This is a genomic window from Clostridioides sp. ZZV15-6597, from assembly GCF_020657815.1.
Taxonomy (GTDB): Bacteria; Bacillota; Clostridia; order Peptostreptococcales; family Peptostreptococcaceae; genus Clostridioides.
On record NZ_JAGWCT010000081.1, the window covers coordinates 1 to 17,390 of the forward strand.

18 protein-coding genes and 1 riboswitch are annotated in these 17,390 nt (G+C 30.8%); of the genes, 11 read left to right on the plus strand and 7 right to left on the minus strand.

Translation table 11 applies throughout. The features are described 5' to 3' along the window. Positions 1 to 266: 266 nt before the first annotated feature. Positions 267 to 875, plus strand: coding sequence for a DedA family protein (locus tag KGF52_RS15540; RefSeq protein ID WP_227840778.1), 609 nt, complete (start codon positions 267 to 269; stop codon positions 873 to 875). Positions 876 to 1,244: 369 nt separating this feature from the next. Here the strand turns inward: KGF52_RS15540 and KGF52_RS15545 are convergent, their stop codons facing one another. The 7 genes from KGF52_RS15545 to KGF52_RS15575 form a co-directional block, all read right to left on the minus strand. Continuing rightward, a complete protein-coding gene (locus KGF52_RS15545) occupies positions 1,245 to 1,397 on the minus strand; it encodes a hypothetical protein (RefSeq protein ID WP_009888176.1) in 153 nt (50 codons plus the stop codon). 15 nt (positions 1,398 to 1,412) lie between these two features. Beyond that, entirely contained in the window at positions 1,413 to 2,186 is a 774-nt protein-coding gene (locus KGF52_RS15550; protein WP_227840779.1) for an ABC transporter permease, read from the minus strand. A gap of 10 nt (positions 2,187 to 2,196) precedes the next feature. Beyond that, entirely contained in the window at positions 2,197 to 2,934 is a 738-nt protein-coding gene (locus KGF52_RS15555) for an ABC transporter permease (protein WP_227840780.1), read from the minus strand. Beyond that, positions 2,927 to 3,850: an ABC transporter ATP-binding protein gene (locus tag KGF52_RS15560; protein ID WP_227840781.1), complete on the minus strand. Its 924-nt coding sequence runs from the start codon at positions 3,848 to 3,850 to the stop codon at positions 2,927 to 2,929. Before KGF52_RS15560 ends, KGF52_RS15555 begins: the two co-directional genes overlap by 8 nt. Positions 3,851 to 4,007: 157 nt before the next feature. Beyond that, positions 4,008 to 4,931: a sensor histidine kinase gene (locus tag KGF52_RS15565; RefSeq protein WP_227840782.1), complete on the minus strand. Its 924-nt coding sequence runs from the start codon at positions 4,929 to 4,931 to the stop codon at positions 4,008 to 4,010. Position 4,932: 1 nt separating this feature from the next. Next, positions 4,933 to 5,634, minus strand: coding sequence for a response regulator transcription factor (locus KGF52_RS15570; protein ID WP_009895385.1), 702 nt, complete (start codon positions 5,632 to 5,634; stop codon positions 4,933 to 4,935). After that, positions 5,627 to 5,815, minus strand: coding sequence for a helix-turn-helix domain-containing protein (locus KGF52_RS15575; protein ID WP_227840783.1), 189 nt, complete (start codon positions 5,813 to 5,815; stop codon positions 5,627 to 5,629). Before KGF52_RS15575 ends, KGF52_RS15570 begins: the two co-directional genes overlap by 8 nt. Positions 5,816 to 6,195: 380 nt before the next feature. Between KGF52_RS15575 and KGF52_RS15580 the strand changes: the two genes are divergently transcribed. The 10 genes from KGF52_RS15580 (at position 6,196) to KGF52_RS15625 (ending at position 17,170) form a co-directional block, all read left to right on the plus strand. Beyond that, positions 6,196 to 7,125, plus strand: a complete 930-nt coding sequence (locus KGF52_RS15580; RefSeq protein WP_227840784.1) for an AAA family ATPase — start codon at positions 6,196 to 6,198, stop codon at positions 7,123 to 7,125. A gap of 13 nt (positions 7,126 to 7,138) precedes the next feature. Then, positions 7,139 to 8,914: a nitric oxide reductase activation-like protein gene (locus tag KGF52_RS15585; protein ID WP_227840785.1), complete on the plus strand. Its 1,776-nt coding sequence runs from the start codon at positions 7,139 to 7,141 to the stop codon at positions 8,912 to 8,914. Between the two features lie 137 nt (positions 8,915 to 9,051). Further along, positions 9,052 to 9,245: riboswitch (cobalamin riboswitch) on the plus strand. Between the two features lie 181 nt (positions 9,246 to 9,426). Further along, entirely contained in the window at positions 9,427 to 10,179 is a 753-nt protein-coding gene (locus tag KGF52_RS15590; RefSeq protein ID WP_227435530.1) for an energy-coupling factor ABC transporter permease, read from the plus strand. Beyond that, positions 10,169 to 10,453 (plus strand): energy-coupling factor ABC transporter substrate-binding protein, encoded by a 285-nt coding sequence (locus tag KGF52_RS15595; RefSeq protein WP_227830378.1) that lies wholly within the window; start codon positions 10,169 to 10,171, stop codon positions 10,451 to 10,453. Before KGF52_RS15590 ends, KGF52_RS15595 begins: the two co-directional genes overlap by 11 nt. 2 nt (positions 10,454 to 10,455) lie before the next feature. Continuing rightward, the gene (cbiQ, locus tag KGF52_RS15600; protein WP_227840786.1) at positions 10,456 to 11,154 is read left to right on the plus strand and encodes a cobalt ECF transporter T component CbiQ; all 699 of its coding nucleotides are present in this window, start codon (positions 10,456 to 10,458) and stop codon (positions 11,152 to 11,154) included. Further along, entirely contained in the window at positions 11,147 to 11,968 is an 822-nt protein-coding gene (locus KGF52_RS15605; protein WP_227840787.1) for an energy-coupling factor ABC transporter ATP-binding protein, read from the plus strand. The genes cbiQ and KGF52_RS15605 overlap by 8 nt, the downstream gene beginning before the upstream one ends. 250 nt (positions 11,969 to 12,218) lie before the next feature. Then, complete coding sequence (locus tag KGF52_RS15610; RefSeq protein ID WP_227840788.1) at positions 12,219 to 14,483, plus strand: DUF3553 domain-containing protein; 2,265 nt, start codon at positions 12,219 to 12,221, stop codon at positions 14,481 to 14,483. A 16-nt stretch (positions 14,484 to 14,499) separates the two neighbouring features. After that, a complete protein-coding gene (locus tag KGF52_RS15615; protein ID WP_227840789.1) occupies positions 14,500 to 15,798 on the plus strand; it encodes a M18 family aminopeptidase in 1,299 nt (432 codons plus the stop codon). Between the two features lie 30 nt (positions 15,799 to 15,828). Further along, on the plus strand, positions 15,829 to 16,581 hold the full coding sequence (locus KGF52_RS15620) for a patatin-like phospholipase family protein (protein ID WP_227840790.1): 753 nt from the start codon (positions 15,829 to 15,831) through the stop codon (positions 16,579 to 16,581). Positions 16,582 to 16,645: 64 nt separating this feature from the next. Beyond that, entirely contained in the window at positions 16,646 to 17,170 is a 525-nt protein-coding gene (locus tag KGF52_RS15625; protein WP_227840791.1) for a peptidylprolyl isomerase, read from the plus strand. Positions 17,171 to 17,390: the final 220 nt, after the last annotated feature.

The window sequence follows — 17,390 nt, forward strand, 5'->3', positions numbered from 1 at the left end:
ACACAGAAGTTAAGCTCTCTAGCGCTGATGGTACTTGGTGGGAAACTGCCTGGGAGAGTAGGACGTAGCCACGTAATTTTTTTTATTTTTTGTTGTCAAGTTTCTTATTTTCAAATTTCTTATTTAAAAAGGATAAGTCTGTTATAAATGCTTTATATAAACACATATAATATTTAAAAGAGTTTTTTATAAATTAATTCTTTTAATGTAGGATGTGAGGTTTTATAGGTATGTACTTTTAAATAAGAAAGGAGATAGATAATTGGGTGTCTGTAATCAATAGTTTTATTTTACAATATGGATTAATATCTGTATTTGTATTAATTATGATTGAGTATGCTTGTTTTCCATTACCTAGTGAAGTAGTTTTACCACTTTGTGGAGCTATTGCAGCAAGAAATCATTTTGGTTTTTTAACTATTTTAATTTTAAGTATAGTTGCAGGTATACTTGGTTCGATATTTTGTTATACAATAGGCAATTTGGGAGGAAAATCTATCATAAATAAGATAGTAGAGATATGTCCCAAGGCAAAAAAGGGAATTTTTACATCACAAGATTATTTTAACAAATACTCTTCTATTTCTGTTTGTGTATGTAGGTTAATTCCTCTATGTAGAACATACATATCTTTTATAGCAGGTATTGCAGGTCAGAATATTATAACTTTTATTATATCCTCTATTGTGGGTATCACCATATGGAATACTTCGTTAATTAGTATTGGGTATATTTTTTCAGAGAGTTGGGTAAAAATAATGTCACATTATAATGATTATAAATTCCTAGTTCTCATTATACCAATATCCATAATTTTTATTGGAATTGGTATTAAGTCATATATACATAAAAAACATCACAAGATAAGATTATAAAAAATATTAGAAAATTTTTTTTTGTACAAGGTCATTAAGACGGTTGAGAAAATAGAAGGCGTCGTAAATCTGCATAAACACTACGTTTTTGTAGGTTCTCGGCGTTTCTTTTATCGCTTGTGTCTGTGGTACTTTTTTCTTAAAATGTACCATGTTTTACACTTTGTTGAGGGTAAGTTTGCTTATATAGAAAAGGCGACAGCTTTGAAAATCAAAACTACCGCTTTATAAATGTTCAAAAATATGTTGCTTCTGTGACAGTTTTTTTACATTCGTTTGGCAGATTAAAACCAAATATTTAAAATTATAGTATTAAAATATGAAACAATAACTTGCTAATATTACATTCACTATAATTAACATAAGTTACTAATCCAGTCCAATCTTATCAGTCCACTCATTTATTCTTTCTATTACCCCTTTAGGTGGGTCATTGTTGAATTTCCATTCAGTATAACAGTGTAACATACCAAAAAGAAACAAGAATACAATTAGAATAATCAGTTTTTTTATCTTTTTCATTTTGATATACCTATTTCAATTTTTTTCATTGTGTTTTAGCCCTTTCAGTATAAATGCAGAAAGGCAGGCACAAAGTAATAAACTTATGATACTCCTCATAATTTTTTCTCCAGTAGTTATATAGTATCCAGAAAGATTAAATATTGCCGCAATAGGAAAAAAGGTTTGTAAGACATTTGACATACCTGCAAATAGTCCAGCAATAGAATAAACTTCTGTGAATACTAATGCAAGCCAATATCCTTTTTTCATGCGCGATACTAAGGCAATAATGGGAGAAATTGCAAGGAATACACCTATGCCATCAAGAAAATACTCTTTCATGCAACTTAAAACCAGTTTTATCGATAAATCGGAAAAATGTAAAACGGATTCAGTCAAAAATGTTATAGTAAAGAGTAACAAATAAAGAAGTATACTGAATATAAAAGTAATAATCATTTTTGCTATGGTTAATTTTGTTTCATTTATGGGAATAAGACGCAGGGATTTAATAGTGTCCTCCTCTTCTTCACGACAAATAATATAGCTTCCTAATAGGGCAATGACAGCAGGAAGAACAAAAAAAGTTGACCAAGGTTGTACCGCATCCATATACCAACCTGCATTGTCTATATACCGTGAACCGTCATAAACGCTCTTTAAGCCATAATGTAAATCTAGGTCATTATATACATCCTGCCCTCCTGCAAAAACTATGACTGCTATCATAATGGATGCAAAAACTGTAATCCAAACAATTTTTGAACGACGAATTTTTTGACATTCAGCCCAAAGTAATTTCCACATTATCTACACCTCACTTTCTTCTTCCTAGTGTAATGTTTGCAAACAATACTGATACAATACTCCAAATACAAATACAAAGAAATGCTAATGGGACATTAATTTCCTGTGAAAATATAAGACCTGGAATGTCTTTATTTCTCATGATAATAACTCCCATACTGGATAATGGGTGTAAATACATATTTATTGTCATTAGAACAAAACCGGAAAAGGCATATACCAATGTGATACAAATTGGGAGAATGTATCCTTTTTGAGATGTAGCGATTGCCAAAATCGGCAACATTACAAAAGCAGTGATTACACCAATTTCTAAACATTTTTTCAACAAATATAAAATGCTTGCCCAGTTAAATACGACATATCCAGAAAGTACACTAAATAACACAGAAGCAATGGCTGTAATCAGCATAAAACAAATAGAGTAAATCAAAACAACGAAAAATTTACTAAAAAAGTATCCCATTTTACTAATAGGTACAATCCAAAGCTGTTTGAGCATATTATACTGGTTTTCTTCGTGTATAAGCATGGTGCAAAGTATACCCAAAACAACGGGTAAAATAATCCAAAGTGTATAACCAAATGCAGACCATTTATAAAACTTTATTGGCTCAACACCTGTTTTACCAAAATAATTGAAGTATAGTAGTGCGAAAAACGGCATAATGAGAGCGGACAACAACATCAGCCAAATAAGTTTCCTACGACGCAGTTTAAGAAATTCTGTTTGAATAAGTTTAAGCAATGCCCTCTCCTCCTGTGATTTTTTTAAAGTAGTCCTCTAAAGTATCATTACAAATTTGAGAACTAATAACAGTTACATTCTGCATTACAAGTGCTTTATTGATTTCACCCATATCCAGAGTAGTGTTATAAAGGCGTAAAGTGTGGTCATCTTGAACGGAATAATCCTTCGTGTTAAATTGACGCTCTAAAATAAGTGATGTCTTTGGAATATCTGAAACTTGTAGTAGGATATATTTACTGTTTTTCTTTTCTAGTTCACTCATACTACTTTCTTCCAAAAGAACACCGTGGTCGATAATTCCAATATCATCAGCCAACAATGAGATTTCTGAAAGAATATGACTGGAAATAAGAATTGTCTTTCCATGCTCATCGCTCAAGTCCCTAATAAACTTTCTCATCTCCGCAATACCAATAGGGTCAAGACCATTGGTTGGCTCATCTAAAACTAACAGTTCTGGGTCATGCAGGATAGCGTTGGCAATACCAAGTCGCTGTTTCATGCCAAGCGAATATTTACTAAACAGCTTTTTATTTTTATAAGGTAAGCCTACAATCTCCAATGCTCTTTTTACAGAATTAGGGGCGGCTGTACCACGCAGTTTTGCAAAAACCTCCAAGTTCTCCGTTCCTGTCAGATTAGGATAAAATCCTGGTGTTTCGATAATTGCACCAATACGGGGATATACTCGTTTTTCACGTCCCTTAATACTCTCTCCAAATACATCTACCTCGCCATACGTGATTGAAGTCAACCCTAAAATCATTTTCATAATTGTGGTTTTCCCAGCCCCGTTGCGTCCTAACAGACCATAGATTCGGCCTTTTTTTACATGGAGATTGACTTTGTCAACTACTGTTTGATTTCCATAAATTTTTGTAAGTTGCTTTGTTTCAATCACAAAATCATTCATATATAATTTCCTCACTTTTAATAAATTTGTTTCTACAAAATCATAGTTGATACAACGTCAAAATCAACTACAATTAGAATTATAAAACATGAACCTTGCCAAAACCTTGCCATAATCTTGCTTTTATCTTGTTTTAGAGTAAGAAAGCCTCGGACTTTTACAGGGCTTTAGGAAGCAATATTGTAAATTCTGTTCCCATACCGGGAGTGCTGTTGGCGGTAATATTTCCCTTATGAGCGTTAATAAGTTCCTTTGCAATCGCCAAGCCTAAACCATTCCCCTTTGAAGCTCGTGAATGGTCGCATTGGTACAACCTTTCAAAAATATGTGGGAGATTGTCTGAAGATATACCTTTCCCATTATCTGTTATTACAATTTGAGCTTGATCTTTGTTTTCAAAAATTCTCAATGTCATTTTGTCACCACTACTATGGGTAATAATATTTTGTAATAGGTTATTAATGATACGGGTATATGCATTTGCGTCTATGCGTAAGAAGTACTCTATTTCTGGTATATCAAATTCATATTCAAAATGACTGCTTTCTAAAACAGGTATCCAATCAGATATAATATTACGGGATAATTCATTCAAGTCAAAAATATCAAAATGAAAAACTTGTTCCTTAGAATCCAATTTTACCCATTCAAATAGATTTTCTACAAAATTCTTTAAGTAATGAGCCTTATCAGACGCAACATGGATATACTCGTCTTTTTCCTCTCCTACAACAATTTTACTTTCTACTGCTTCCAAATAACCGACCAAAGAAGCAAGTGGAGTTTTTACATCATGGGAGAGACTTGTCATTAGCTGTTTGTAGGCTTGTTCTGATTGTTTTTGCTGAATAAGTTGAAATTGGCTATTGATTGCCATTTCGTTAATATCATAGCAAATTTGTTTTGTAATGTCGTTTTCATCTGTTAAAATACGGCGATTAAGGTTTCCATTTTTTATATCCTCTAAAGCATCTTTTATAAGTGTAAGTTGTATTCGGACACGTAGCAGGACAGAAACAAGGTACGCTATAATAATCAGGCTAAGAGCCAATATCAAAAGCAGATAGACACTTGTATTCATGTTAAGCCTCCTTATTAAAACGATAACCGACACCACGAACTGTCAAAATATAAAATGGATGGTTGGGGTCTGGTTCAATCTTTTTTCTCAATTTACTGATGAAAGACATGATGTTACTATCGTCAAAAGCATATTCTTCTTCCCATACTTGTGTATAAATCTGTTTTTTGGTAAACACCCGTCCCTTATTAGAAGCCAGAAAAGCAAGTAAATCAAATTCTTTGCTTGTAAGTTGAACAGGAATATTATTGACAGAAACAATTCGGTTTGTCTTGTCAATAATCATGCCATTTATTATTATGCAATCTGTGTCTGTTATAAAAGCAGGGTTTAACATAGTATACCGACGAATAAGAGAATTGACACGAGCCATAAGTTCGTTTATGCTGAACGGTTTTGTTAGGTAATCGTCAGCACCTAAACGTAGTCCGGAAACTTTATCATCCTCGTCATTTTTAGCGGTAAGCATAATTACTGGAATATTACTTGTTTCTCTAATTTTTTTCAGAACTTGAAAACCGTCTATATCTGGCATCATTATGTCCAAAATTACAAGAGAGAGTGTGTGTCTATTTTTATCGACCAAATGTAGACCTTCTGCACCACAATGTGCAGTAATAGCAGATAAATTTTCTTGCTCAACACATTTTTTCATAAGAGCGCAAAGCTCTTTGTCATCATCTATAATCAAAACACTATTCATATTGTACTTCCTTTCTTCTTTTTGCTCTACCATCAACAGGCTTTTCTGCGTCCTTTGGTATCAGCCACATATACCCGAGTTTTGAAACTCCTGGTATGCGATTTTCTTCACATAGTTTTTGTACTCTTCTTTCAGAAATGCCCCATTTTTTTGCTACTTCTGGGCAAGACATATATTCCATATTTCAATCATCCTTTCCTCATAATTTATCAGCATATATTATATACGTATAGACGAACAAAATCAAGAAATATCAGTAAGTAGTACTCTTTATTTTGTCTAATAGTAAAACTGTATAAACATATCTAATACGATTACTATGTCTACAAAATTTATCTTGTACTTATTGATTTCACAGTATGGGAGTATAATACTCTTATGTAAAGGTAGATTTGTCACCTCCTTAATCATGTCGCCTTACTTAATTTTGTAGTGATAAAATGGTGCATGGTCTTACTTAAAATGGGGGAGATTAAAAAATCAATTTTAGCTTATATCCTTTTATGCTAAAATGGTGTTAAGAAATGAAACAAATATTATTTATATAAAAGGGGTAACAATATGGATATAATAGATAATTTAAGGGTACAAGGGGTAGATGAAAAGCTTATTGAAGATGTACTGTATTTTAAAAATTATTATGGATTGGAAAAAGATTTAGAATACAGAGTAACAAAGTCTAAAACTTATTTTTATGGAAAAGACATATTATCTATGTGTATAGCAGCGATTTTAGAAGAAGAAAATATTTTATTGTCAGGACCAAAGGCAACAGGAAAAAATTTACTTGCTGATAATTTAGGCGAGATATTTAATAGACCTCAGTGGAATACATCATTTCATATAAACACAGATAGTTCAACACTTATAGGTACAGATACATTTATAGACAATGAAGTTAAACTTAGAAGAGGTTCAGTTTATGAATGTGCTATTAATGGAGGCTTTGGTGTATTTGATGAAATTAACATGGCAAAAAATGATGCTATAGTTGTAGTTCATTCAGCCTTAGATTATCGTCGAGTGATTGATGTACCCGGCTATGAGAGAGTTAATCTGCACCCAGCAACAAGATTTATTGGAACTATGAATTACGAGTATGCAGGAACAAAAGAACTTAATGAAGCACTAGTATCTAGATTTATGGTAATAGATATTCCTCCAATAGAAGAAGATAAGTTAATGATGATTTTAAAAAATGAATTTTCAGATGCTGATGAAGAGAAATTAATACACTTTGCAGGAATATTTTTAGATTTACAATTGAAATCTCAAAATGGTGAGATATCTAGTAAAGCTATTGACCTACGTGGTCTTATGGCATCTCTTAAGACTATAAGGAGAGGATTGAAACCAACTCTTGCAATTAATATGGGACTGACAGGAAAGACTTTTGATATATATGAAAAAGAAATGGTTGGAGATGTAATTAAAACGAGAATACCTAATAAATGGGAGAGTGCAGATGTATTTCCAATAAGTCATATTTAATATAGGTGAGATTATGAAATGGATATATGATGATTATGAATTTGAAAATAGAGCAAATAACTTATCTTGGACAATAGCTGGTGATTACAATGAAAGTATAGATATATCAGAAAAAGATTATTCTTCAAAAGAAATAGGTCTATACTTTGCAATAATTGCAGGAGCTAGAAGAAAGTATGTAGATTGGGACATAGTTAAAAAATATCTTACAAACAGAATACGAAAAGGATATGACAAAGATATTATATTGGGTCTAATTCAAGTTATATTAAATACAATAGTTGAAGAAAAGGCCATTAAAGATAGGCCAGGGATAGAAGATATAAGAAGAAATGCTTATAAAGATATTGTTTCACGTTTTACCAAAATAAACAATGACAATATTATGGATAAAATTAAATATGCATTTGTACTTTATAATATGGACAAGCATCCAGCATTAGACAGTATAACTAGAAGAATAGTTAATGACATAAGGAATATAGATACGAATCAAGATATTATGGAGATTTTAAAAGCATTAGATGTTATATATTTAACTTATTTTGAATATATATTAAATGGAGAAGAAAGCAATTCTACATATGATGAAAACAATGTAAAGGATGTTGAAGTAAACTTTGATACATTTGCTGATTTTATGTATGAAGAACTTTATAGTGATGAAGGAGAAAACATTATTGAAAGTGATATAGACTCAATATCTTCATCGATGCTTGTAGAAGGGGTAGGGGATTTTGATGATTCTCAATCTAGTAATTCAGCAGACAGAGTTATATATGTTGATGAAGAGACTGTAAATAAAATATATTCAAAAATAGAACATTATTATGGGAAAACTTATTTAAGTAAGGGTGAAATTAAAAAGCTTGAAACACAAAATTGCAGAAACGTACATGAGGGATGCAGAATTCACTTTACAGATGGTGTTCTTAGAAGTGAATGTAATAACGTTTTTCAGCTGAAATATGTGACAAGACAAAAAGAAAATAATTTAGGCAAATTTAGAGAACATGCTAGGATGTATAGACAACAAATAAAGCGATTAAAAGAAAGCCTTGCTAGGATTTTAGTAGAAGAAAATGCTAAAACTAGAGTGTATTCTGATTGTGGAACTATCCTAGCAAATAGAGCTTGGAGAGTTGGAAGGAGTAACAATAATAAAATATTTTATAAAGATATAGAAAATGAAAAAGGGAAATATGTTATTGATATATTGTTGGATGCAAGTGGTTCTCAAAGTAGAAACCAAGGAAATGTAGCAATTCAAGCTTACATAATTGCAAATGCCTTGACAGAAGTTGGAATACCAAATAGAGTTATGGGTTTTTCTAGTTTCTTAGATTACACGATATTAAAAAGATTTAAGGATTATGATGACAGTATTAAAAATAGTGAAAACATCTTTGAATACTTCTGTGCTGGTAATAATAGAGATGGTTTAGCTATAAAATCCATATGTAGTGGTTTGATAAATAGAGACGAAGAAAATAAAATTTTGATAGTTCTTAGTGATGGAAGGCCAAATGATGTAAAGATAGGAAAAAATAGCGAGAGAACTTTAAGAGGAGAAAAAGCTTATAGAGGTATTGTTGGTTTAAGAGATACAGCTAATGAAGTAAGAAAAGCTAGAAAACAAAATATTTTAGTATTAGGAGTATTTACAGGTAAAGAATCAGAGCTTGAAGCTGAAAGATTAATATATGGAAACGATTTTATATATTCAAGAGACATAACTAGATTTTCTGATGTGGTTTCAATGTATTTAAAAAAGATAATTAGGAGTTAATTGATTTATAAAAAAGAATTTATATACATAAAAATATAAAAATGAATAAAATTTGTAAAAAATGTAGAAATTTTCACAGAAAAGGTATACAATGATTTATATAGAAAATGAATTAAAAATAAAGTAATATTAAAAATTAAATATATAATATTATAGGTTCTTTAAGCAAGATTAATAGGGAAGAAGGTTAAATTCCTTTACAGCCCCCGCTACTGTGATGCAGACGAAACTTTTGTTAGCCACTATGATAATATGCTTTTATATTTCATGGGAAGGAAGAGGAGTAGGATGAAGCTAAGTCAGGAGACCTGCCTAAAATATTAAAGTGATTTCTTCGGGGATGGAGAAAGTTTCTTATAATAATTATACAGATATGTTTATTTTATGTGTTTGTATTTAGATTGTCGAAAATTAGAAGCCTAGCCATCGAGTTAGGCTTTTTTATTTTGCTAGAATAAGGTTACATATATTATTCATATTTTAATTATTAGAAAGGGAGAGGGGATACTCAAATGAAACAAAATATCAAATTAGGGGTTATAGCTGCACTTATGTTAATCATTTTAACTCCAGTTACATCAAATGCAATGCATATAATGGAAGGTTACTTACCAGTAAAATGGTCTATAGCATGGGGAGTTATATTTATACCATTTTTCTTAGTGGGATTAAAATCAATAGGTAAAATAGTAAAGCAAGACCCTAAGAAGAAAGTTTTATTAGCTCTATGTGGAGCATTTGTATTTGTTTTATCAGCATTAAAAATACCTTCAGTAACAGGAAGTTGTTCACATCCTACTGGAGTAGGTCTTGGAGCAATAATGTTTGGACCAAGTGTAATGTTTGTTCTTGGAACTATAGTTCTAATATTCCAAGCATTATTACTAGCACATGGGGGAATAACTACTTTAGGAGCTAATGCTTTTTCAATGGCTATAATAGGGCCAATTATATCATTTTTAATATTCAAAGCATTAAAGAAAAAAGATGGAAACAATGCTATACCAGTATTTCTTGCAGCAGCAATAGGAGATTTAGCCACATATACAATAACTTCAATACAACTAGCACTGGCTTTCCCAGACCCATCAGGTGGAGTGATGGCTTCAGCAATTAAATTCTTAGGAATTTTCTTTATGACTCAAATACCAATAGCAATAGCAGAAGGTATTCTTACTGTAATTGTATATAATTTGATTACAGAAAATGGAGAAAAAAGCATACTAGAAAATAATGATAAAGGAGTTAAAGCTAATGAGTGCTAAAACAAAAACAAAAACTAACATATTACTACTTTTATTAGTAGTAGCTCTTATAATATTCCCATTACTTGTAAATTCAGGTGCTGAATATGGAGGAGCAGATGGTCAAGCTGAAAGTGAAATTACTAAGATAAATCCAAATTATGAGCCTTGGTTTAGTAGTCCATATGAGCCACCAAGTGGAGAAATAGAGAGTTTATTATTCTCTGCACAAGCAGCTCTAGGTGCAGGTGTAATAGGATACATATTAGGTCTTCAAAAAGGAAAGAGAAGTTAATTATGCTTATCATTGATAAATATGCATATACAAATAGATTAAGTAAAGTAAATCCAAATAAAAAAGTAGCCATAGGAGCAATTTTTCTAATTGCTTCTATGATAATAAAAAATATATTTATCTTAAGTGGAATTATGATTTTAATGAGTATTTTAGTTGTTTGTGTAGCAGGGATAGATTTAAAAAATTATTTGAAATTACTTCAAATACCGATGTATTTTTTATTTCTTAGTATAGGTATAACTCTTGTGAATATATCTTTTAATAAAACAGACCTACTATATAGTTTTCAGTTTTTTAGTTTTTATGTAGGAATATCAAAGGCATCTATTGACATGTCTATTCATGTGTTATTTAGAGCTATGTCTTGTTTAACTTGTGTGTATTTTTGTATACTTACAACACCTTTTAATCAGTTGATATTTTTCTTTAAGAAATTGCATTTACCGGACACCTTTGTTGAATTATCAATGTTGATATATAGATTTATATTTATATTTTTAGAAGAATTTTCAGAGATATATAAGTCACAAGAATTAAGATTTGGGTACATAAATTTAAAAACTTCATATAAATCTTTAGGGATTCTTGGAAGTATGCTGTACAAAAGGCTTATGACAAGGTATGATGATATGTGTATATCATTAGACATAAAATTGTATGATGGTAAATTTCACATAGTAGGGGATAATGATGTTTAAAATAAATAATTTAACATATCAATATGAAAAAAATGCTAATGCATTATTGAACATTAATATGGATTTCTCAAAGGGAAATGTTATAGGTATAATAGGCTCAAATGGTTCAGGAAAATCAACTTTATTTATGAACTTAATGGGAATACTAAAGCCTACGTCTGGAGAAATACTTTTCAAAGAAGAAAAGTTAAAGTATGATAAGAAGAGTTTGTATAATCTTAGAAAAAATGTAGGGATTGTCTTTCAAGACCCAGAAAAACAAATATTTTACTCAAAAGTATATGATGATATAGCATTTGCGATGAGAAACATTGGAATGGATGAAAAAATTATTAAAGAGAGAATAAATAAAGCTTTGATAGCTGTTAATGGAATAGATTTTATAGATAGACCAGTACACTTTTTAAGTTATGGTCAGAAAAAAAGAGTAGCAATTGCATCAGTTATAGCAATGGAAAATGAAATTGTATTGCTTGATGAGCCTACAGCTGGATTAGACCCAGTAAGTACTAGGTCTATTGTAGATATAATAAAGAGATTAGATGAAAATAATATAAAAATAGTAATATCCAGTCATGATATGAATTTAATGTATGAAATATGCGATTATATATATGTACTGGATAAGGGGATTTTAATTGATGAAGGAAACGCAGAAAGTGTATTTGTAAATGAGAACAATATTATACAAGCTGGATTAGAATCTCCGTGGTTAGTAAAGGTACATAAAAATATGAACTTACCTTTATTTAAGAAAGAAGAAGATTTGTATAAGTACTGGAAAGAAAGAGACTTAATACAAATAAATAATTAAGCCCTAAACCTATTTTAAAAAAATAGATTTATATATAATAACCCTTAACCTAGACCCCTTAAAGGTGCCTTATGATTCCCCAAATCATAAGGTTATTTTTTTTATAAAGAATAAAAATAAATTTTATAAGTAAGTGTTATCTAATTGTTAAAATTTGACAATAATCTATTAATATAATACATAATTATAATTTGAAGTAATTCATATTTTAGATTAAAATATATTTATGGCTGTTAACAGGAGGAGAAATATGAATTTAGATACATTAAATCCTGCTCAAAGAGAAGCAGTAGAAAAAACTGAAGGTCCAGTACTTATACTGGCTGGTGCTGGTTCAGGTAAAACTAAGGTATTAACAACAAGAATAGCATACCTTATAGAAGATAAAGGTGTACAAGCACCAAATATATTAGCTATAACATTTACAAATAAAGCTGCAAATGAAATGAGAGAGAGAGTTGAGCAAAACATAGGTCCTGAAACTAAGGACATGTGGATAAGTACATTCCATTCTTGTTGCGTTCGTATACTCAGAAAAGATATAAATAAGATTGGTTACAATAGGAGTTTTGTAATTTATGATTCTGCAGACCAAGTTACATTGGTTAAAGACTGTCTTAAAGAATTAAATTTAAGTGATAAGGTATTTGAACCAAAAGCAGTTATAAGCGCCATTTCAGGAGCAAAAGACAAGCTTTATACTCCAAAACAGTTTAAAGATATCAACATGGCAGATAATAGAATGGTTAAGATTGCAGATATTTATGCTCTATATCAAGACCGTTTAAAGAGAAATAGTGCACTTGACTTTGATGATTTAATACTTAAAACTGTAGAACTTTTTAAGGCTAATGATGAAGTGTTAGCTTATTATAGAAGTAGATTTAGATACATAATGGTAGATGAGTATCAGGATACGAGTAAAGCTCAATATGAACTAATAAAATTATTAGCTAGAGAACATCAAAATATCTGTGTTGTTGGAGATGATGACCAAAGTATTTATGGATGGAGAGGCGCAGATATAAGAAACATACTTGAATTTGAGAAAGATTATGATAATGTACATGTTGTTAAACTAGAACAAAATTATAGGTCAACACAAGTAATATTAGATGCAGCTAACAAAGTTATATCCAATAATATAGAAAGAAAAAGAAAGAAACTTTGGAGTGAAAAGAAAGAAGGAGAACTTATAAAGATACAACTAACTGGTAGTGAAATAGAAGAGGCTGATTTTATAGCTGACTCAATTGCACAAATAGCTAGAAAAGAGAATAGACCATACAAAGATTTTGCAGTACTTTATAGAGCAAATGCACAAGCAAGACCTGTAGAAGACGCTTTAAACAGAAGTCAAATTCCATATAATATATATGGTGGTACAAAGTTTTATGAGAGAAAAGAAATAAAGGACTTAGTAGCGTATTTAAGAGTTATTCAAAATCCACAGGATGACATATCTATAAAAAGAATTATAAACGTTCCTAGAAGAGGTATAGGGCTTAGAACTATAGAAAAAATTGAAGATAGAGCCAATCTGAAACAAGAGAGTATATATTCAGTTTTAATTGATATAGAAACAAATTCTGATATATCTACAAAAGCTAGAGCAAGTATAAGTGGATTTGTTGATATTATAGGTACACTTAGAACTATAAAAGAAGTCTATCCTGTTAGTAAGTTAATAGAAAAAGTTTTGGATACTACAGGATATATGGATGAACTTGTAGAGACAAGAAATAAAAATGAAAAAGATTTAACTGGTAAAGGTGAAGAAGCTCAAGATAGAATTGATAATTTAAGAGAATTTATATCTATAGCACTAGAGTTTGAAAGTAGTAGTGATGATACTTATGAAAATAAAGATTTAGAGACATTTTTAACTAGTATAGCACTTACATCTGAATCTAATGATGAAGAGGACAATGATAGAGTTTCTCTTATGACAATTCATACATCTAAAGGGTTAGAGTTTCCAGTTGTATTTTTGATAGGTATGGAAGAAGGTCTATTTCCTATATCAAGAGCTATAAAGTCTCTGAGTGAATCTCAAATAGAAGAAGAGAGAAGGCTTTGCTATGTTGGTATAACTAGAGCTAAAGAAGAGCTATACATGTCACTAACTGAAAAGAGAACGCTATATGGTAAAACAAATGTTGCAATAGCTTCAAGATTTATGGAAGAGTTACCAGAAGAATGTATAGAAAGATTGTACAAAATGAAAAAGGAATTAAGTTATTCTAAAGCAAGTTATAATATGTTAGATAAATATACTAAAAAGTATATGAATACTATAAGTAAATCTAAAGTTGCAGATAACGTTAATGCTACAATAAAAGATTCAAATAAAGAGACTAATCCAGAAGATATAAAGCTTGGTTCTAAAGTACATCATCCTAAATTTGGGGTTGGAACAGTCGTGTCTATAACTGGAACAGATGTTACTATAGCCTTTGATAAGCAAGGAATTAAAAAAATAAATAAAGAATATACAACACTAGATATTTTATAATGGAGGAAAATTAGGAATGGATAGTATAAGCTTTGCTAAAAATTTAATAGATTTCATATACGATAGCCCATCATCTTTTCACGCAGTTGATAGTGCTAAAGAAGTCTTAGATAAAAATGGATTTGAAGAGTTAGCTTTAAATAAGAAATGGAATCTAAAAGTAGGTGGAAAATACTACGTGACTAAAAATTTATCTGCTATAGTAGCTTTTGTAGTTAACTCAGATAATATAGAAGAAGGTGGATTTAGAATAATAGGTTCTCACTCAGATTCTCCTACATTTAGTATTAAGCCAAATGCAGAAATAGAAGCTGAGAAAGCTTATTTGAAGTTGAATACAGAATGTTATGGAGGAGCAATATTAAGTACGTGGTTAGATAGACCACTTGGTATAGCTGGGAGAGTAGTCTTAAAAGGAGATAGTGTACTTAAGCCAAAAGAAAAACTTATCGACTTTAAAAAGCCAATTTGTATAATACCAAATCTAGCTATACATTTGAATAGAAGTATAAATGAGGGTCATTCATATAATAAACAAAAAGATATGTTACCTCTAGTTGGATTGTTAAATGATACATTAGAAAAAGATAACTTTCTTTTAAAACAAATATCGTCTAATTTAAATGTAAAGATGGAAGATATAATAGACTTTGATTTATTCTTATATGAATTTGAAAAAGGAAGTTTAATAGGGGCTAATGATGAATTTATATCTATTGGAAGACAAGATAATCTTGCAATGGTACATGCTAGTTTAAATGCTTTAGTTGATACTAAAGGACAAAGTGGTGTAAATGTAATGGCTGTGTTTGATAATGAAGAAGTTGGAAGTTCCACTAAACAAGGTGCAGATTCAAATATGCTATTAAATATATTGGAGAGAATATGTTTATCAATAGGGAAAGATAGAGAAGGATTTTTTGAGTCTATTTATTCGTCTTTCATGATATCATCAGATTTAGCTCACGCTATTCATCCAAATACTCCAGAAAAACATGACCCAACTAATAAACCAGTTATGGGGAAAGGGCCTGTTATAAAGATAAATGCAAGTCAAGCATATACAAGCGATGGATATTCTATAGCTGTTTACAAAAATATATGTAAAGAAGCTAATGTCGAGTATCAAGAATTTGTAAATAGGTCAGATGAGAGGGGTGGAAGTACAATAGGTCCAATATCTTCTACTCATGTAGATATACCATCTGTGGATGTAGGAAGTCCAATTTTAGCAATGCATTCTGTAAGAGAATTAGGTAATGTTGAAGACCATTATAGTATATATAAAACATTTAGTAAATTTTTTGAAATATAAATATAAGATAAATAATTTGGAGATGAAACTATGAAATTAGGACTATGCTTAGAAGGTGGAGGAGCAAAAGGAGCTTACCAAGCGGGGGTAGTTAAGGCTTTATATGATAATGGAATAAATAATTTTTATTCGATTTCAGGAACATCAATAGGAGCGATGAATGGATATTATTTATACACAGGTAATGTTGATAACTTGGAAAAAATGTGGACAAATATAAAAGATATCCAGAACGGAAATGTGAAAATAGTAAATAATACTGTGGATAATTCTCCTGTTATAGACAATCTTAAAGAACTAGATGATAGTAAAATAGAGAAAATGAACTTCTATGTTAATTATGTAGAAGTTAATAATAAGGTAGTATCAGAAAAGGTTGTAAATGTGTTAAAAATGCCTAAAGATGAAGCAATCTTAAGCATTTCATATAGTGGATTGTTACCATCAAATCCAAATGCTACTCTTGGATTTAAAGAACAATTTATGAAGGATGTGCAAGATGGTATTTACGATGGTTTTAAATTGGATGGTGGTCTAATTAGGAGTGCATTAATTGAGCCTTTAATTGTGGATAATGTGGATAAAATTATTTTGATATCCACAAAGTATAATTATGATTTACCAGATGACATCAAAAAAATATATAATGAAGATAAAATAATAGTAGTTAGACCTAATACTCAATTTGCACCTAAAGATACTCTTAACTTTGATGATGAGTTTTGTAAAACTATATATCAAGAAGGATATGAAATAGGAAAAAATATACTTGATAGACTTTAATTTAGAGTATAATATAATAAATGTAATTGTGTAATTTAATTAATAAAAAGGAAGGTAATAAGTCATGGAAAATAAAAATCCTATAGTAACTATAGTAATGGAAAATGGAAAAGAAATAAAAATTGAGTTATACCCAAATATAGCACCAAATACAGTTAAGAATTTTGTATCATTAGTAGATGATGGATATTATAATGGAGTAACATTTCATAGAGTAATACCAGGATTTATGATACAAGGTGGATGCCCAAATGGTACTGGAATGGGTGGCCCAGGCTATTCTATAAAAGGTGAATTTAGTGGAAATGGATTTACTAACAATCTAAAGCATGAAAGAGGAGTTATATCAATGGCTAGAACTATGGCACCTAATTCAGCTGGTTCTCAATTCTTTATAATGCATAAAAATTCACCACATTTAGATGGTCAATATGCAGGCTTTGGTAGAGTTATAGAAGGTATGGATACAGTTGATGAAATAGCATCAGTTAGAACAGGAGCAGCGGACAAGCCAAAGACTCCACAAATTATGAAAGCTGTGACTGTAGAAACTTTTGGAGTAGATTACTCAGATGTAGAAAAAAACTAAGTCATAGATAAAAGTAAAAATCTATACCTGTCTCTTAGACAGATCTCGTGTCCGGTGGTGCGTATGTTTGGGGGGGGGGTGGGGGGGGGGGGGGGGGGGGAGAAAATGGGTGGGGGGAGGGAGGGGGTGAGGTGGGTGATTGTGTGTTGGGGTGGGGGACGGGTCGGATGGGGTGGCGGTGGGGGTGGTAGCTGTTGGGTACTATGTATGTGAAGTGTTT